Genomic DNA, 17,539 nt, shown 5'->3' with positions numbered 1-17,539 from the left:
CTGATCCGGCGTTGCCATGTTAGCTCTTGAGGTGCGACGTTGCGCCTATGGAGATGTTGATTTGCCCGGGAGAGCAATATGAAATTGCTGGTCGTCGAAGATGAAGCGCTGCTGCGTCATCACCTGCAAACCCGCCTGACGGAGAGCGGCCACGTGGTCGAGTCCGTGGCCAACGCCGAGGAGGCGCTGTACCAGACAGCCCAGTTCAACTTTGACCTGGCGGTGATCGACCTCGGTCTGCCGGGCATTAGCGGGCTCGACCTGATCCGGCAGTTGCGCTCAAGTGGCAAAACCTTCCCGATCCTGATCCTCACTGCGCGCGGTAACTGGCAGGACAAGGTCGAAGGCCTGGCCGCCGGCGCCGATGATTATCTGGTCAAGCCGTTTCAGTTCGAAGAACTGGAGGCCCGCCTGAATGCCTTGCTGCGACGCTCCAGCGGTTTCACCCAGTCGACCATCGTCGCTGGCCCGTTACTGCTGGATCTGAACCGCAAGCAGGCGTCCCTCGACGATCAGCCGTTGGCACTGACTGCGTATGAGTACCGCATTCTCGAATACCTGATGCGTCACCATCAGCAAGTGGTGCCCAAGGATCGCTTGATGGAACAGCTCTACCCGGATGACGACGAGCGTGATCCGAATGTGATCGAGGTGCTGGTCGGCCGTCTGCGCCGCAAACTGGAGGGGCCGGGCGGGTTCAAACCGATCGACACCGTGCGCGGCCTGGGCTACCTGTTCAACGAGCGTTGCACTTGATCCGTTCGCTGCGCATACGCTTGATGCTCGCCGCCACGCTGTTGGCGGTGTTGTTCATGCTGGCGTTGCTGCCTGCGATGCAGGGTGCCTTCAGCCTGGCGCTGCAGGACTCCATCGAGCAGCGTCTGGCATCCGACGTGACCACGCTGATCTCGGCCGCCCGGGTGGAGAACAACAGCCTGCAGATGCCAGCGCAATTGCCCGACGAGCGCTTCAATCTCACCGACAGCCGATTGCTCGGCTATATCTATGACCGTGAAGGGCAACTGGTCTGGCGTTCGAAGGCGACCCAGGAAGAACGCATCAACTACAAGCCGCGCTATGACGGACGTGGCAGCGAGTTTGCGCGGATCCGCGAAGCCAATGGCCAGGAGTTCTTCGTCTACGACGTCGAGGTCAAGTTGCTCGGCGGCAAAAGTGCAGCCTTCAGCATCGTGGCGTTGCAGCCGGTTCGCGAGTACGAACTGACCCTCGAAGGTCTGCGGGAAAATCTCTATCTGGGTTTTGGCGCGGCACTGCTGGTGCTGCTGGCGTTGCTGTGGATCGGCCTGACCTGGGGCTTGCAGGCATTGCGGCGCTTGAGCCAGGAACTGGACCAGATCGAAGGTGGCACCCGCGAAAGCCTCAGTGAGGAACATCCCCGGGAGTTGCTGCGCCTGACCGGTTCCCTCAACCGTTTGCTGCATAGTGAGCGTGAGCAGCGCAGTCGCTATCGTGATTCCCTCGACGACCTGGCTCATAGCCTGAAAACGCCCTTGGCGGTGCTGCAAGGCGTCAGTGAAGACATGGCCCAGCGTCCCGAGGATCGCGATCAGGCCTGGGTGCTGCAAACCCAGATCGAACGCATGAGCCAGCAGATCAGCTACCAGTTGCAGCGCGCCAGCCTGCGCAAAAGCGGCCTGGTACGTCATCAGGTGCATTTGCGGCCGGTACTGAAAAGCTTGTGTGACACGCTGGACAAGGTTTACCGCGACAAGCGCGTACACGTCGCGTTCGATTTGCCCGACCCATGTTACGTACCGATCGAGCAGGGTGCCCTGCTGGAAATGATGGGCAATCTGCTGGAAAACGCCTATCGCCTGTGCCTGGGCGAAATACGCATCAGTGTGCGTGAAACCCTCAGCGGCACGCAGTTGTGTGTCGAGGACGACGGCCCTGGCGTACCACAGGATCAGCGCGCACGGATTCTCGAGCGCGGAGAACGCCTGGACCGCCAGCACCCGGGGCAGGGTATCGGCCTGGCGGTGGTCAAGGACATCATCGAGAGCTACCACGCCCAGCTGACCCTGGGGGATTCACCGATGGGCGGAGCGGCGTTCCGGATTTATTTTCCGGCGGTGTGAACGGGTATTTGATAGCAGTCTTTTCGGGCTACAGGCATCAAGCGTTAAACGACCGGCAACAATGTTTTGTTGGCGTTCAGCCGTTTGGTGGCAAGTAATAAGCCTCGCCTTTATTGACGACATGCACACGCAGAGTCTGTGTTGCTCGCATGAGTGGATAGGGGCTGAAGCGTTACAAGCCACCAAAGGAGATAAGGATGGAAAGGAAGAAAGTTTGGCTGACGTTTGACGACGGTCCTCGGCAAGCCCAGACCGAAACCGTGCTGGAAACACTGGAGCTGTTTGATATCAAGGCAACGTTTTTTATTGTTGGCAATCTGGTTGCCAGGCATGGCGAGCGTATCAAGCGCATCCTGGGCGAAGGGCACCGGATCGGCAATCACACTTACGATCATCTAAGACTGGTCGGCCAGGACAAAGACACCATCATCGATCAAGTCAAAATGACGGAGCAGGCGCTGACTCCCTACCAGCAGCCGGACCTGATCATGAGGCCGCCTTATGGCGCTCACGACGCGATGGTCGATCGCACTGTCGCCGAGTTGGGGTACCGGCAGGTTCTCTGGAACGTGGATACCCTGGACTGGAGCAGCAACTACCAACCGGGGGGCTGGGTATCCCATGGTGTTGAGCAAGTAAGGAAAAGAAAGAATTCCATTGTGCTGATGCATGACATACATGCGACCACGGCCAATAATCTTGGCCGGTTCATCGGACAAGTAAACCTGCTGGGCGATGTGGACTTCGAGTCACCGGCCACACTGGCGATTGCGCCGGTCAGTCAGTTGAATATGTATGTGGTGGTAAGGGGCGATACATTGTCCACAATTGCCAGAGAGTTTTATGGCGATGCTGCCAAATACCTACTGATCTTTAATGCGAACAGGTCGGTGCTGGATCATCCAGACAAAATTTACCCTGGCCTGTCACTGATCATCCCGCCTCCAGGGTAAACGTTCGCCAAATCTGGACGGGGTATTCCCCTGGTACGTTCGGGAGGACACCAGTGATCACTGCGTAACGCGGGTGCTGAAAATTCAGCTCTCCTGCGCCCGATAAGCCCCCGGCGTCAGCCCCGTCCACTTCTTGAACGCCCGGTGAAACGCCGACGGCTCGGAAAACCCCAACTGCTCGGCGATCTGTTGCAACGACAGGTCGGCGCGGCTCAGGTGATAAATCGCGATGTCCCGGCGCAACTGGTCCTTCAATTCCTGAAAGCTCGAACCCTCTTCCCGCAAATGCCGGCGCAAGGTCTGCGGGCTGATGTGCAGGTGGGCGGCCACGGCTTCCAGGTCGGGCCAGTGTGAACTGTCGCGACTGAGCAAGCGCCGCAGGCGGCTGCTCAAGCTGTCGCCATCGTCCGGGCGCGAGAGCAGGTCGGCGGGGGAGCGTTCGAGGAAATGCTTGAGGGTGCGTTCATCCTGCAACAACGGCATGGCCAGGTAGCGGCTGTGAAACAACAGGCTGCTCTGGGGCCTGGAAAACTCAAGCGGACAGGAAAACAGCAGGTCGTATTCGGCGCCGTGTTCCGGCCGGGGGTAGCTGAACGTGGCCTGTTCCAGGCGAATGCGCTGGCCGATCAGCCAGCTGCCGAAACGGTGCCAGATCACCAGCAGGCTTTCACTGAGGAAATGATCCGGGTCCCAGAGCTGCGAGTCGTCCAGGCTCAGGCGCACCCATTCATCTTCGCGGCTCAGGGTCAAACGCGGCGCCCCGGGGAACAGGCTGTAAAACAACAAGCCGCGATGGAGTGCCTTATCCAGGCTGCGACAGTGAATCACGGCATGGCACATCATTGCGAAGCTGCCCGGCCTGCTTGGGGCTTGCCCGAACCCGAGGTACTCGTCGTCCAGTGCCAGCCATAACGCCTGGATCAGTTGGGTGAATTGCTCCGGAGCGATGCGTGCCCGGGGTTCGTCCAGCAACTCGGGGCTGATTCCCAGTTGCTGTAGCAGGCCCGAATAGTCGTAGCCGTGCCGACGCGCACCACACAGGGCGGCGCGGGCGAAGTGACTGGCGATGGTACGTTCGCGCATGGCAGCAGATCTGACCGTTGATCGACGGATGTTAGCTGCGCGCCGCGGGCGTGAACAGGGCGGATATCCGCCAAATTGCAGGACGACTTTCAGTGCAGGGGCGGAAATCCGCCACATGCTTGTACCCGTTCGGTGACAGGGAATTCGCTGCAACCCCAGATATAAAAAGGCTTGCAGGGATTTTACGGAAGGTGGCACGGGCCTTGCGATACAACGAGCAGATGCCTGCCGTTGCGCAGCTCGAAAAAACAAATCCCTCCAGTGCAGGAGGGTTCGCAATCGCGGTGTTGCGGGCAACAGCTGGATGTTGTCACCGGGCACCCTTGAGGAACTTTGCAATGACGACTCGTCAGCCACTGTACAAATCCCTGTATTTCCAGGTGATCGTTGCCATCGCTATCGGCATTTTGCTCGGTCACTTCTACCCGCAGACCGGTGTAGCCCTCAAACCGCTGGGTGACGGGTTCATCAAACTGATCAAAATGGTCATCGCGCCGATCATCTTCTGTACCGTCGTCAGTGGTATCGCCGGCATGCAGAACATGAAATCGGTCGGCAAGACCGGCGGCTATGCGCTGCTGTACTTCGAAATCGTGTCCACCCTTGCCTTGCTGATCGGCCTGGTCGTGGTCAACGTCGTGCAACCGGGTGCCGGCATGCACATCGACGTATCGACCCTGGATACCAGCAAAATCGCTGGCTTCATCTCGGCTGGTAAAGACCAAAGCATCATTGCCTTTGTCCTCAACGTGATCCCGAACACCATCGTCGGCGCGTTCGCCAACGGCGACATCCTGCAAGTGCTGATGTTCTCGGTGATCTTCGGTTTCGCCCTGCATCGCCTGGGTGCCTACGGCAAGCCGGTGCTGGACTTCATCGATCGCTTTGCTCACGTGATGTTCAACATCATCAACATGATCATGAAGCTCGCTCCAGTCGGTGCGTTCGGTGCGATGGCGTTCACCATCGGTGCCTACGGCGTCGGTTCGCTGGTGCAACTGGGCCAGTTGATGATCTGCTTCTACATCACCTGCATCCTGTTCGTGCTCCTGGTACTGGGTGCCATCTGCCGCGCGCACGGTTTCAGCGTCATCAAATTGATTCGCTACATCCGTGAAGAACTGCTGATCGTGCTGGGCACTTCCTCTTCGGAATCCGCTCTGCCACGCATGCTGATCAAATTGGAACGCCTGGGTGCACAGAAATCCGTTGTGGGTCTGGTGATCCCGACTGGTTACTCGTTCAACCTCGACGGTACGTCGATCTACCTGACCATGGCCGCTGTGTTCATCGCTCAGGCGACTGACACCCCAATGGACCTCACTGCCCAGATCACCTTGCTGCTGGTGCTGCTGTTGTCCTCCAAGGGCGCCGCCGGTGTGACCGGTAGTGGCTTCATCGTGTTGGCTGCCACCCTGTCCGCCGTGGGCCACCTGCCGGTTGCCGGCTTGGCGCTGATCCTCGGTATCGACCGCTTCATGTCCGAAGCCCGTGCCCTGACCAACCTGGTGGGTAACGCTGTTGCGACCCTGGTCGTGGCCAAGTGGGTGAAAGAGCTGGACGAAGACACGCTGCAAGTCGAACTGGCTTCCGGCGGTCGCGGTATCTCCGACGAGCGTGAAGTAGACGACCTGGGCGTGGCCGAAGGCCCAGCCCCGGCCAGCGTCAAGTAAACGCTCAACAGAAACTCGGCCTGCAATGAAAAACCCGCTTCGGCGGGTTTTTCATGCCTGCGATTTGAGCGCAACGGTCACCGCCAGTGACGCATCAGGTGATTGCTGCGATGTTCTCGGCTGCCTAGGCTTGGAGGATCGCACTGGAGAACACTTATGCTCGGTCCACTGGCATCACTCAAGGTTCTGGATTTCTCGACACTGCTACCGGGGCCGTTCGCCTCGTTGCTGCTGGCGGACATGGGCGCCGAAGTGCTGCGCATCGAATCGCCGACCCGCATGGATTTGCTGCGGGTGTTGCCGCCCCACGATCAAGGTGTGTCAGCCAGTCATGCCTATCTCAATCGCAACAAGCGCAGCCTGGCCCTGGATCTCAAGCAGCCTGAGGCGCTGGAGGTGATCAGGTCGTTGCTGCAGGACTACGACATTGTGCTCGAGCAGTTCCGTCCGGGTGTCATGGAGCGTCTGGGCCTGGGTTACGAAGCCCTGAAGGCGATCAATCCGAGACTGATTTATGTGTCGATCACCGGCTATGGCCAGACGGGCCCCTACAAGGACCGCGCCGGTCATGACATCAACTACCTGGCCCTGTCCGGGCTGGCGAGTTACACCGGCCGTGCCGACACTGGGCCGTTGCCGTTGGGCATGCAGGTGGCGGATGTCGCCGGTGGTTCGCTGCACGGGGTGATTGGCTTGCTGGCGGCAGTCATCGCCCGACAGCAAACCGGGCAGGGCCAGCACCTGGATGTCAGCATGACCGACTGCGCGTTCAGCCTCAATGCGATGGCCGGTGCCGGGTATCTGGCCTGCGGCGTCGAGCCGGGACCGGAAAACCAGGTGCTCAATGGCGGCAGTTTCTACGATTACTACCGCTCCCGGGATGGGCGCTGGCTGTCGGTGGGCAGCCTGGAGCCGGTCTTCATGAAACAGTTGTGCACGGCATTGGGTCTGGAGGAATTGGCCGGCCTCGGCCTGTCACCGCAACCGGCGCATCAGAAACAGCTTAAAGACGCGCTGAAGCTCGAATTCGAAAAGCATGACTTTGCCGAGTTGCGCGCGCTGTTCGCAGAGCTGGATGCGTGTGTCGAGCCAGTGTTGAGCCTGGGAGAAGCGCTCGGTCATCCGCAGTTGCAGGCGCGGGAGTTGGTGGCCGACGTACCTCGTGGCGATGGCTCGACCCAGGCGCAGATGGCTTGTCCGCTGAAGTTTTCGCAAGGTTTGCCGGAGCCCCGGCATATTGGCGCGGCGCTGGGGCAGCATACGGATCAGGTGTTGGGAGAGTTGGGGTTCAGTGCTGAGCGGATCGAGCAGTTGCGGCGGGCCAAGGTGATTCTTTAGTGCCTGTCAGGCCGCCATCGCGAGCAAGCTCGCTCCCACACTGGGTTTGTGTCACGCCACAGATTCTCTGTGGGAGCGAGCTTGTTCGCGATAGCGGCAGCACAAACACCGAAAATCCAACTACTCGACCCGCATCTCGCCACTGAACACCAACGTATTGCGGCACCGCCGACACAAATACCGCCGTCCCTGCCGAACCAGGCTGTGGCGCTGTGCCGAAAACGGGAAGTCGCTGTCGACGCACGGGCACTTGTAGATGTAGCGGGTCACGCTGCGGCGTTTGACGTCATAGGTGTGGCAGCGGTTGGGCGGCAGTTCGTACACACCGCGCATGATCAGTTGCCACTCTTCACCATGGGGTTGGATGCGGTCGCCGAACAGTTGGTGGGCGATCAGGTGCGCGACTTCATGGGCCACGGTCTGCTTGAGGAAATCTTCGGTGTTTTCCCGGTACAGCTGCGGGTTGAAGCGCAGCAGGTTCTCGTGCAAATGCGCGACACCGGCTTTTTGCCCGCGCAGCTTGAGGCTCACCACGGGGCGCTTGAAAGGTCGTTTGAAAAAGGATTCGGCTAGTTGGAAACAGTCTTCGACGCGGGTATTGAGTTGCTCGGGCATGCTTGATGGATCTCCAGAGCGGTCGAGTATGCCGCAACCCTCGGACCTTGCGAATCACCAGGTTGCCGAATGGTCGTGTGCGTTCTCGTTGCTGAAGAATGAAAAGACCGCCTTGCGGCGGCCTTTGTCGGCAGTTCTGATTTTCAGTGATGAGCGGCTAGCTGGTGTAGACCGGGCCCACGCCGAGTCCCCAGACAATTACTGTGAACGCCATGATGGCGACCAGCACCACCAGGCCTACGGCGAGCACCGAACTTGAAAACAGGAAGCCCTCGTCAGATGGAATGTTCATGAATGTCGGCAAGCCCACATACAGCAAGTACACCGTGTAGCAGATCGCTGCGGTACCGACGATCATCCCCAGCCACAGGTGTGGGTACAAGGCGGCGAGACCGCCGATGAACAGCGGTGTAGCGGTGTAGGTGGCAAACGCAATGCAACGGGCCAGGCTTGGGTTGGCGTCATAGGTGCGGGCCATCCAGTGGATGAAGGCGCCCATTACGGCCACACCACCGAGCATCGCCAGGTACGACATGACCGTCATCCATATTGCGCTTTCTACGGTCAGCATTACGGGAGGTCGATTGCCGATGACCCAGCCGACCTGTGTGGTGCCAATAAAGGCAGACACGGCGGGGATCGCCGCCAGGATCAGCGTATGGGTCAGGTACATGTGGCTGATGCTTTCCTCCTGGTCGCCACGGATTTCTTTCCATTCTTGGTCAGGGTGGGTGAAGAGCCCCACTACGTGATGGATCATGCCAGTCACTCCTCTTGTTTTTACCGTCGCCCCCCAGTGGAGCGCCTACGGGCCAATGCGGCCAAGCAAGTCATAGGTCTGAATTTGTATGTGACCTTATGTCGCAGTATAGGGAGGAGTTTCCTCAGAGGGAGTAAGGGCTTTAGAGCAAATCGCGCTGTAAACGCAGTTGTTAATCGCCGCAGGGTCTGTGGCGAACAGCCCTTTTGGCGAGGCACTTCGCCCCTGAGGCGTTTTTGCGTAAAATGCCGGCCTTTCGTCACACCTCACGGATTTCGCGTCATGGGCACTCTCACGGTCAACCAGAACAAACTGCAAAAGCGCCTTCGCCGACTGGCCGGTGAGGCAGTTGCCGATTTCAACATGATTGAAGACGGCGACAAGGTCATGGTCTGCCTGTCCGGTGGCAAGGACAGCTACACCATGCTCGATGTGCTGATGCACTTGCAGAAGGTCGCGCCGATCAAGTTCGAGATCGTGGCCGTGAACATGGACCAGAAGCAGCCGGGTTTCCCGGAGCACGTGCTGCCGGCCTACCTCAAGGAACTGGGGATCGAGTACCACATCGTCGAGAAAGACACTTACTCGGTGGTCAAGGAATTGATCCCGGAAGGCAAGACCACCTGCTCGCTGTGCTCGCGCCTGCGTCGCGGCACGCTCTACACCTTCGCCGATGAAATCGGCGCGACCAAGATGGCCCTCGGTCACCATCGCGACGACATCGTCGAAACGTTCTTCCTGAACATGTTCTTCAACGGTTCGCTCAAGGCCATGCCACCGAAGCTGCGCGCCGACGATGGTCGTAATGTGGTGATCCGCCCGCTGGCCTACTGCAACGAAAAAGACATCCAGGCCTACTCGGACTTCAAGCAATTCCCGATCATTCCGTGCAACCTCTGCGGTTCCCAGGAGAACCTGCAGCGTCAGGTGGTCAAGGAAATGCTGCTGGACTGGGAACGCAAGACCCCGGGCCGTACCGAGAGCATTTTCCGTAGCCTGCAGAACGTGATCCCGTCCCAACTGGCGGATCGCAACCTGTTCGACTTCACCAGCCTCAAGATCGACGAAAGCGCCGCTTCGCGCTTCGTCAACGTGGTCAACCTCTGACCACAACTACTGTGGGAGCGAGCCTGTGGTGAGGGGGCTTGTCGGAACGCCGCACCGCCCCGTTTGAGTGCGTAGCACTCACAAGATCTTTGGTGCTTGGGAGATCTTGGGGCCGCTTCGCAGCCCAACGGGGGCAAGCCCCCTCGCCACAGGCACACTCTACAACTGTATTTTGTTTCAACCTCCAGGAGAGGGCATGCGCGACTACAAGTGGCTGAATGAGTACTGCTTGAACCGCTTCGGTTCGGCGGCTGAACTGGAAGCCCATCTGCCCGTTCCCAAGACTCCCGCGCAACTGCGCAAGATCAGCGACGATCGCTACCTCTCGATGATGGCGCTACGGGTGTTCCGCGCCGGGCTCAAGCACAGCCTGGTGGATGCCAAGTGGCCGGCCTTCGAAGAAGTGTTCTTCAGGTTCGACCCGGAAAAAGTCGTGCTGATGAGCGCCGAGCACCTTGAGCGCCTGATGCAGGACACGCGGATCATCCGTCACCTGGGCAAGCTCAAGAGCGTGCCGCGCAATGCGCAGTTCATACTGGACGTGGCCCATGAAAAGGGCAGCTTCGGCGCGCTTATCGCCGACTGGCCGGTGACCGATATCGTCGGGCTCTGGACCTTCCTGAAAAAACGTGGACATCAGTTGGGCGGGCTGTCAGCCCCGCGCTTCTTGCGGATGATCGGCAAGGACACCTTTGTACCGAGCTATGACGTGGTGGCGGCGCTGAATGCGCAGGACATCATCGACAAGGTGCCGAGCAGTCTGCGCGACCTGGCGTTGGTGCAGGACGTGTTCAATCAGTGGCATGAGGAAAGCGGCGGGCGGCCGATGAGCCAGATTTCGATGATGCTGGCTTACACAGTCAATCATTGAGACCGAGTCGCCCCAATCGCGGGCAAGCCCGCTCCCACATTGGATCTGTGTCGTTCACAAAATCCCCTGTGGGAGCGAGCCTGCTCGCGATAGCTGTGGGTCAGGCGACGGAGGGTTCGCCCTCGCCAGCCAACTTGCGGTTCAACTGATACCGCCAGCGCACATACAGCAGCGCCGAGCAAAACACCGCCAGACTCGCGCCCATCTCCAGCAAGCCGAAGACTTGCCGGTTCGGGTCATAGGCAGCCAATGCGCCCTTGATGAAGTACAGGTTCACCACAAAGCACATCCACGAATGCCCGCGAGGGCTGCCGACGATCATCCCCGGTGCCAGAATCAGCAGTGGCACCAGTTCGATCAACAGGATCACCCAGGGGCGTGCCCCATGCAGATCGGCAATCGCCAGGTAGTAAACACACAGCAGTCCCACCAGGCCGAAAAAGCACAACAGGCTGATGGCGCGCATCGCCTTGACGCGTGGTTCGAGCCATTCGAGGGCGGGCAGGATCTTCGGCTTCTTGGCCAACTCAGCTCTCCAGTTTCTGTGCGGTCTTGGCCAGGCGCAGACCCAGCGCGCGGCACAACGCCACTTCATGGGCATCCAGACCGCTTTTGCCGTCGGCGCCGGCGTGGTGGCTGGCGCCGTATGGCGTACCGCCGCCCTGGGTTTCCAGCAGTGCCGACTCGCTGTAGGGCAGGCCGGTGATCAGCATGCCGTGGTGCAGCAACGGCAGCATCATCGACAGCAGCGTGGTCTCCTGGCCGCCGTGCAGGCTCGCGGTGGAGGTGAACACACCCGCCGGTTTTCCCACCAGGGCGCCGGTCAGCCACAGGTTGCTGGTGCCGTCGAGGAAATACTTCAGTGGTGCCGCCATGTTGCCGAAGCGGGTCGGACTGCCGAGCGCCAGGCCGGCACAGTTCTTCAGGTCGTCGAGGCTGGCATACAGCGCGCCTTCGTCGGGAATCTCCGGCGAAACGGCTTCGCACTCGCTGGAAATCGCCGGCACCGTGCGCAGGCGGGCCTCAAGCCCGGCCTGTTCGACACCACGTGCGATCTGCCGGGCCATTTCGTTGGTCGAGCCGCTGCGGCTGTAGTACAGAACCAGAATGTACGGTGCACTCATGGCAACAGTTCCAGGATCTGCTCCGGTGGGCGGCCGATGATGGCCTTGTTGCCGACTTCGAGAATCGGTCGTTCCATCAGTTTCGGGTGGGCGGCGATGGCGGCAATCAATTGCGCTTCGCTCAGGCTGCTGTCGGCCAGGTCAAGGGTCTTGTACTCGTCCTCGCCGGTGCGCAGCAATTGCCGGGCGCTGATCCCGAGTTTGCCCAGCAGGCTCTGGATTTGCGCGGCGTCCAGCGGAGTGTCCAGGTAACGGACCACGGTCGGGGTCAGGCCACGGGCTTCAAGCAGTTCGAGCGCACCGCGGGATTTCGAGCAGCGCGGATTGTGATAAAGCGTCAGATCGGTCATGAGCGGGTCGCATCTTGCGTAAGGTGGCGGCTATTCTAACTGTGCAGCGCGCAATCCAGAACCGTAAGAGGCGATGGGTCGCAGGTGCATTCAATTTTTGACAAGGAACACGACATGACAAGGCGACTGGCAGCAGCATTGGCGATCATCGGAGCGTTGATGCTAGGGGGCTGCGGTAATGACTATGGCATCGACCAGGACGGCCACAAGATCGCCGCCGACCGGCTGGACGGCAAATGGCTGGTCCTCAACTACTGGGCAGAATGGTGCGGGCCTTGCCGTACCGAGATACCGGAGTTGAATGCCTTGGCTGAGCAGCTCAAGGATAAAAAAATCGGTGTGTTCGGGGTCAACTTCGACAATGTCCAGGGGCAAGAGCTGAAGGACGCGAGCGAGAAACTTGGGATCAGGTTCACCGTGCTGGCCCAGGACCCTTCCGAACTGTTCGAGCTGCCGCGCAGCGAAGCATTGCCGGTGACCTACATCATCGATAACAAGGGCAAGGTGCGTGAGCAGTTGATGGGTGAACAGACGGCGGCGGGGGTGATGGCGAAGCTTGAGGCGTTGCAGGCGAAGAATTGATCAGATGATCGTTTTCATTGTGGTCAGGGGCTTTTTGTGGCGAGGGGGCTTGCCCCCTCCCCACAGGTTTCACCGTGCTGAAAGGGCGATCAACCCTCCTCGAGCCACCAACGCAACGGCTTGCCTTCGGCTGGCCAGAAGCGTATCTGCTCGATCGGGGAGACGTCCCAGCGCTGGACGTTTTCCAGGGCCTGAAGGAAGCGTTTTTCCTGTTCCATCAGTGCCGGCGCGCACAATTTGCGGGTGCTGCCGATTTTGCCGAAGGTCAGTTTGTCGCCATCGAGGGTGTACGGCGCGAACCAGTGGTTGCAGCCGCCATTGCCGTAGGCCCGGCCATCTTCGTCGAGGGTGACGGTCAGGTGGCTGTAGTCCATCAACGGCCGCTCGCCGATCCACTCCAGAATGTAGCTGCGGTTCTGTTGCAGTTGCACCGGCTCGGCGGCGCAGCCCAGCAGGCCGGCACCGACCATGGCGGTCAGAGCGAGGCCTTTCATCACGCAGGCTCCTGGCATTTCGGGCACAGGTGTTTCTCGCCAACGCTGGTCCAGCCCAGCTCGGCGATCCGCGCGGTGGCGGCAGGCTTTTCGGCCTTGTTGCCCAGCTTGGCATCGACGGCAAACTCGAAGCTCAGCTCTTTGGCACAGCTGTCACAGTTCACTTGCCAGGTGTGGATGGCCAGTTCGCCGAACACCGGGCCACTGGCTACCGCGACCCATTGGCCGGGCGGGTTGATCAGGTGGCGAACCGTTTCGACGGTCAGGCGCATGGACAAGTCCTTGGCACCCTTGAGGGTCACAACCAGCACGTCATTGTTGCGAATCGAACCACCGTTGCCGGTGACTTGATAGCGCCCCGGCACCAGGGCGCGGCATTCAGTGAGGGTGTGTTGCGGGTTCATCAGGCTGTAGCGGAAATCGTGTTCGACCATGGGTCCTCCAAATATGCGCGATATGCTAGCACGGGCTTGTACGCCGCATCGCGCAGGTAGATGACCTTCGATCCGTTTCAGTCTCCCGTCACCAGGTTTTCCGGGGTGCCCGCCGTCCAGGCTGCAATGTTGTGTAATGTGGTGGCGGCAATCGCGTCCAGTGCTTCGCGGGTCAGGAACGCCTGGTGCGCGGTGACGATCACGTTGGGGAAGGTCAGCAGCCGTGCCAGCACATCGTCTTGCAGCGGCAGGTCGGAGCGGTCCTCGAAGAACAACTGCGCTTCCTCCTCATACACATCCAGCCCCAGGTAACCCAGGCGACCGTCTTTCAGGGCATCGATCAGTGCCGGGGTGTCCACCAGACCGCCACGCCCGGTATTGATCAACATCGCGCCCGGTTGCATGTGCGCCAGGGACTCGCGGTTGATCAAGTGCTTGCTCTGCTCGTTGAGCGGGCAGTGCAGGCTGATGATCTGCGATTCGGCCAGCAATTGCGGCAGGCTCAGGTAGCGAGCGCCGAGGGCTTCGACCTGCGGGTTGGGGTAGGGGTCATAGGCCAGCAACCGGCAGCCAAATCCGCTCATGATTTTGGCGAAGGTGGCACCAATCTGACCGGTGCCGACCACGCCGACGGTTTTGCCCACCAGATCGAAACCGGTCAGCCCCTGCAGTCTGAAATCCCCTTCGCGAGTGCGGTTGTAGGCGCGGGGCAAGCGGCGGTTGAGTGCGAGGATCAGCGCTACTGCATGTTCGGCAACGGCGTGGGGCGAATAGGCCGGGACACGCACGATGGCCAGTCCCAGGCGTTTTGCTGTCGGCAAGTCGACATGGTTGTAACCGGCCGAGCGCAGGGCGATCAGGCGTGTGCCTCCAGCGGCCAGGCGCTCGAGTACCGCAGCGCCAAGGTCATCATTGATGAACGCGCAGACCGCTTCATACCCTTGGGCGAGCGCTACCGTGTCGAGGCTCAGGCGCGCAGTCTGAAATTGCAGCTCGATGCCGGCCGGTTGCCCGGCCGCGAGAAAGCTGTCGCGGTCGTAGTTCTGGCTGCTGAAAAGAATCGTACGCATGCGGTGCTCCTTGAAGGTGGCCTGCGCCGTTGAGCAAGCCGGCATTCGACAGTCCTCAGGTTAACTCGCCGGCAGCCCTTCGCGATTGCGCTGCATCAAGCATTCATGCGCGCCTGGGCTGCCAGGCGATTGATTGCCCGGTCGAGCTCATCCAGTGCCAGGCTGGCTTTCGGGTCCTGTTGCTTGAGCAGGGTTTCGCTGCGTTGGCAGGCCGCACGCAATTGCGGTACGCCGCAGTAACGCGTCGCGCCATGCAGGCGATGGACCCGTTCGACCAGAGCGTTGTGTTCATTGCTTTGCCGAGCCAGTCGGATGGCTTCGCGGTCAGCCTCCAGTGACGCCAGCAGCATCGCCAGCATGTCCGCGGCCAGATCGGCCTTGCCGGCAGCCAGGCGCAATCCTTCCTCGTGGTCGAGCACCAACAGGTCATGGGTGCCAGCATGCCCATCGCCGGAGCGCTCCGGGCTGTGATTGCGCAGCGCCAGGCCGCTCCACTTCAGCACCACTTGTGCCAATTGCCGTTCGCTGATCGGTTTGGTCAGGTAGTCGTCCATGCCGCTTTGCAGCAGCGCGCGTTTTTCGTTGGCCATGGCGTGGGCAGTGAGGGCCACGATCGGCAGGGGCGTGCAATGGCGTTCGCTTTCCCACTGGCGGATCGCCTCGGTGCTCTGGCGACCGTCCATGCCGGGCATCTGCACGTCCATCAACACCAGATCGAATGTCTCGTTCTGCACCGCCTTGACGGCGGCATAACCGCTTTCCACCGCGAGTACCTTGGCGCCCATGTCTTCGAGCAGGGTTTGCACCAGCATCAGGTTGGCCGGATTGTCGTCGACGCAAAGCACCTTCGGGGCACGGCTGGATACCGGTTCGCCCGGCTCGCTGCGCATAGACCGCGGGTTGACCAGGTCAGACAGGGAGCGTCGCAGCTTGCGGGTGCAGGCCGGTTTAGCCTGGAGCTGGCTGTGGGGGTTGGGCACGGAAAGATGGAACAGCGTCTGTTCCGTGGTCGGGCACAGCACCAGCACTTTGCAGCCCAGATGCTCGAGGTCCCAGATGTGCTGGTTGAGGCGTTCCGGCGGCATGTCGTTGCTGGTGATGCCGAGCACGGCGAGGTCGATCGCCTGATCGGTCTGGTGGGCGGCGGTGACGCCATTGGTCAGGCTTTCCAGGGTATTGAACGGTGTGGTGCTGAGGCCGCAGTCTTCCAGTTGATGCTGCAACGCCTGCCGTGCCAGCTCGTGGTTTTCCAGTACCGCCACCCGTCGCCCGAGCAAGGGTGCCGAGGGCAGGTCTTCGGCATCGTCGCGGGTTTTTGGCAGGCTCAGGCTGATCCAGAATTCCGACCCTTCCCCCGGCGTGCTGTCGACGCCGATCTCACCGCCCATCTGTTCGATCAGGCGCTTGGAAATCACCAGGCCCAGGCCAGTACCACCGGGTTGCCGCGACAGCGAGTTGTCGGCCTGGCTGAAGGCCTGGAACAGGGCGCGTACGTCCTGGTTCGACAGACCGATGCCGGTGTCCTGAATGCTGATGCGCAACTGCACGGTGTCTTCGTGTTCTTCTTCGAGCATGGCGCGGGCGACGATGGTGCCTTCGCGGGTGAACTTGATCGCGTTGCTCACCAGGTTCGTCAGGATCTGCTTGAGCCGCAGTGGGTCGCCCACCAGCGACAGCGGCGTGTCCCGGTACACCAGGCTCACCAGTTCCAGCTGCTTGGCGTGGGCAGCCGGGGCGAGGATGGTCAGGGTGTCCTGTAGCAGGTCGCGCAGGTTGAACGGAATATGGTCGAGCACCAGCTTGCCGGCCTCGATTTTCGAAAAGTCGAGAATCTCGTTGATGATGCCCAGCAGGCTGTCGGCGGATTTTTCGATGGTGTCCAGGTAGTCGAGCTGGCGCGGGGTGAGCTCGCTTTTTTGCAGCAGGTGGGTGAAACCGAGAATGCCGTTGAGCGGCGTGCGGATTTCATGGCTCATGTTGGCCAGGAATTCGGACTTGATCCGGCTCGCTTCCAGGGCTTCCTTGCGCGCCAGGTCCAGTTCGATGTTCTGGATCTCGATGGTTTCCAGATTCTGGCGCACGTCTTCGGTGGCCTGGTCGATGCTGTGCTGCAATTCTTCCTGCGCATTTTGCAGGGTGCCGGCCATGCGGTTGATGCCGGAGGCCAACTCGTCCAGTTCCTGACTGCCGAGTGGCGGCAGGCGGGTTTCCAGATGACCGTCCTTGAGTTGAGCCACGGCTTGCTTGATCTGGCTCAATGGCCGATTGATCGTGCGACCCATGCGCAAGGCCAGCAGTGCCGCACCTATGAGCCCCGCCGCGATTAACATCAGGCTGGCGAACAGGCTGCGGTAACCGCGCAACAGCATGCTGTTATGGGACAGTTCAAGCTCGACCCAGCCCAGCAGGCGGTCGGCTTCTTCGGGAATCACGTCCCCGGCCAGGTTGCGGTGCTTGCCGAATACCGGCAGCAGATAGCGGGTCGCATCGTTGCCACTGCGGCGCAGCATCTGCGTGCCACTGCCGGAGGGTGTCTGGTTGAGCATGGTCGGGCCGGCGTGGGCCAGCAGCGTGCGGTCAGGAGCCAGGAAGGTCACGGCCCGCACGTCGGTTTGTTCCAGGGCCTGGGTGGCGATGCGTTCGAGCAGTTCGTTGTCCTGATGGCCCATGGCTGGCGCCGTCAGTGGAGCCAACTGCTCGGCGATCATTTCGCCGCGCTGCATGAGCTGGGTTTGCAGGTCAGCCTGTTGCATCCAGGTAAAATATCCCCCCAGCACCAACGCCATCAGGCTGGTTGGCAACAGGGTCAGCAACAGCACGCGGCCTTTGATTCCCAGTTTCTTGAGCACGCATCTCTCCTGCATCCCGCTATTTATAGGCCTGCACATGCATCCGCCATGCACCACTTGCGCAGTGTAGCGATTTGCTCGCGGGCAATCTTCGTAAAAATGGTGCCGTCATTCGTCGGTCCGGACGACTCATTGGC

At 60.5% G+C, this 17,539-nt stretch carries 18 protein-coding genes; 8 read left to right on the top strand and 10 right to left on the bottom strand.

The genetic code is table 11. The annotated features are described in order from the left end of the window. Positions 1-78: 78 nt before the first annotated feature. From AC1RDQ_RS13230 to AC1RDQ_RS13220, 3 genes are all read left to right on the top strand, one after another. Positions 79-756 (top strand): response regulator transcription factor, encoded by a 678-nt coding sequence (locus tag AC1RDQ_RS13230; protein ID WP_057713638.1) that lies wholly within the window; start codon positions 79-81, stop codon positions 754-756. Continuing rightward, positions 753-2,099, top strand: coding sequence for an ATP-binding protein (locus AC1RDQ_RS13225; protein ID WP_090457300.1), 1,347 nt, complete (start codon positions 753-755; stop codon positions 2,097-2,099). Before AC1RDQ_RS13230 ends, AC1RDQ_RS13225 begins: the two co-directional genes overlap by 4 nt. Positions 2,100-2,296: 197 nt before the next feature. Next, positions 2,297-3,052 carry a polysaccharide deacetylase family protein gene (locus tag AC1RDQ_RS13220; RefSeq protein WP_218494351.1) on the top strand — a complete coding sequence of 252 codons (756 nt, stop codon included), beginning with the start codon at positions 2,297-2,299 and terminating at the stop codon, positions 3,050-3,052. Positions 3,053-3,136: 84 nt separating this feature from the next. On the opposite strand, the gene AC1RDQ_RS13215 is transcribed toward AC1RDQ_RS13220, so the two are convergent. Further along, entirely contained in the window at positions 3,137-4,135 is a 999-nt protein-coding gene (locus tag AC1RDQ_RS13215) for an AraC family transcriptional regulator (protein ID WP_090457296.1), read from the bottom strand. A gap of 338 nt (positions 4,136-4,473) precedes the next feature. Here AC1RDQ_RS13215 and AC1RDQ_RS13210 point away from each other — a divergent pair, with 338 nt between their 5' ends. Both AC1RDQ_RS13210 and AC1RDQ_RS13205 read left to right on the top strand, forming a co-directional pair. Further along, positions 4,474-5,808, top strand: a complete 1,335-nt coding sequence (locus AC1RDQ_RS13210) for a dicarboxylate/amino acid:cation symporter (protein ID WP_057713642.1) — start codon at positions 4,474-4,476, stop codon at positions 5,806-5,808. 156 nt (positions 5,809-5,964) lie between these two features. After that, a complete protein-coding gene (locus tag AC1RDQ_RS13205; protein ID WP_057713643.1) occupies positions 5,965-7,146 on the top strand; it encodes a CaiB/BaiF CoA transferase family protein in 1,182 nt (393 codons plus the stop codon). Between the two features lie 120 nt (positions 7,147-7,266). On the opposite strand, the gene AC1RDQ_RS13200 is transcribed toward AC1RDQ_RS13205, so the two are convergent. Together AC1RDQ_RS13200 and AC1RDQ_RS13195 are read right to left on the bottom strand one after the other, a co-directional pair. Further along, positions 7,267-7,761, bottom strand: a complete 495-nt coding sequence (locus AC1RDQ_RS13200) for a SprT family zinc-dependent metalloprotease (RefSeq protein WP_057713644.1) — start codon at positions 7,759-7,761, stop codon at positions 7,267-7,269. Between the two features lie 157 nt (positions 7,762-7,918). Next, positions 7,919-8,521, bottom strand: coding sequence for a Yip1 family protein (locus AC1RDQ_RS13195; RefSeq protein ID WP_007988750.1), 603 nt, complete (start codon positions 8,519-8,521; stop codon positions 7,919-7,921). 282 nt (positions 8,522-8,803) lie between these two features. On the opposite strand from AC1RDQ_RS13195, the gene ttcA reads away from it, so the two are divergent. Beyond that, positions 8,804-9,628: a tRNA 2-thiocytidine(32) synthetase TtcA gene (gene ttcA / locus AC1RDQ_RS13190; RefSeq protein ID WP_008051493.1), complete on the top strand. Its 825-nt coding sequence runs from the start codon at positions 8,804-8,806 to the stop codon at positions 9,626-9,628. Positions 9,629-9,824: 196 nt separating this feature from the next. Then, a complete protein-coding gene (locus AC1RDQ_RS13185; RefSeq protein WP_057713645.1) occupies positions 9,825-10,499 on the top strand; it encodes a DNA-3-methyladenine glycosylase I in 675 nt (224 codons plus the stop codon). Between the two features lie 100 nt (positions 10,500-10,599). Here the strand turns inward: AC1RDQ_RS13185 and AC1RDQ_RS13180 are convergent, their stop codons facing one another. Genes AC1RDQ_RS13180 through arsC form a run of 3 tightly spaced genes read right to left on the bottom strand, consistent with a single transcriptional unit; the run spans position 10,600 to position 11,973 of the window. Beyond that, a complete protein-coding gene (locus tag AC1RDQ_RS13180) occupies positions 10,600-11,025 on the bottom strand; it encodes a DUF2069 domain-containing protein (RefSeq protein WP_090457293.1) in 426 nt (141 codons plus the stop codon). Position 11,026: 1 nt separating this feature from the next. Continuing rightward, positions 11,027-11,623, bottom strand: a complete 597-nt coding sequence (gene wrbA / locus AC1RDQ_RS13175; RefSeq protein ID WP_057713647.1) for an NAD(P)H:quinone oxidoreductase — start codon at positions 11,621-11,623, stop codon at positions 11,027-11,029. Beyond that, positions 11,620-11,973: an arsenate reductase (glutaredoxin) gene (gene arsC / locus AC1RDQ_RS13170; RefSeq protein ID WP_218494355.1), complete on the bottom strand. Its 354-nt coding sequence runs from the start codon at positions 11,971-11,973 to the stop codon at positions 11,620-11,622. The genes wrbA and arsC overlap by 4 nt, the downstream gene beginning before the upstream one ends. A 114-nt stretch (positions 11,974-12,087) precedes the next feature. Here arsC and AC1RDQ_RS13165 point away from each other — a divergent pair, with 114 nt between their 5' ends. After that, positions 12,088-12,555: a TlpA disulfide reductase family protein gene (locus tag AC1RDQ_RS13165; RefSeq protein ID WP_057713649.1), complete on the top strand. Its 468-nt coding sequence runs from the start codon at positions 12,088-12,090 to the stop codon at positions 12,553-12,555. Between the two features lie 89 nt (positions 12,556-12,644). On the opposite strand, the gene AC1RDQ_RS13160 is transcribed toward AC1RDQ_RS13165, so the two are convergent. From AC1RDQ_RS13160 to AC1RDQ_RS13145, 4 genes are all read right to left on the bottom strand, one after another. Continuing rightward, positions 12,645-13,049 (bottom strand): META domain-containing protein, encoded by a 405-nt coding sequence (locus tag AC1RDQ_RS13160; RefSeq protein WP_057713650.1) that lies wholly within the window; start codon positions 13,047-13,049, stop codon positions 12,645-12,647. Beyond that, positions 13,049-13,483 carry a hypothetical protein gene (locus AC1RDQ_RS13155; RefSeq protein ID WP_056728017.1) on the bottom strand — a complete coding sequence of 145 codons (435 nt, stop codon included), beginning with the start codon at positions 13,481-13,483 and terminating at the stop codon, positions 13,049-13,051. Before AC1RDQ_RS13155 ends, AC1RDQ_RS13160 begins: the two co-directional genes overlap by 1 nt. Before the next feature lie 77 nt (positions 13,484-13,560). After that, a complete protein-coding gene (locus AC1RDQ_RS13150; protein ID WP_492587518.1) occupies positions 13,561-14,553 on the bottom strand; it encodes a 2-hydroxyacid dehydrogenase in 993 nt (330 codons plus the stop codon). A gap of 95 nt (positions 14,554-14,648) precedes the next feature. Then, positions 14,649-17,402 carry a response regulator gene (locus AC1RDQ_RS13145; protein WP_407514759.1) on the bottom strand — a complete coding sequence of 918 codons (2,754 nt, stop codon included), beginning with the start codon at positions 17,400-17,402 and terminating at the stop codon, positions 14,649-14,651. Positions 17,403-17,539: the final 137 nt, after the last annotated feature.

Source organism: Pseudomonas sp. GW823-FHT02E01 (genome assembly GCF_058797535.1).
The sequence above is the reverse complement of the archived record's forward strand: the minus strand, read 5'-3'. Positions and strand labels throughout refer to the sequence as shown.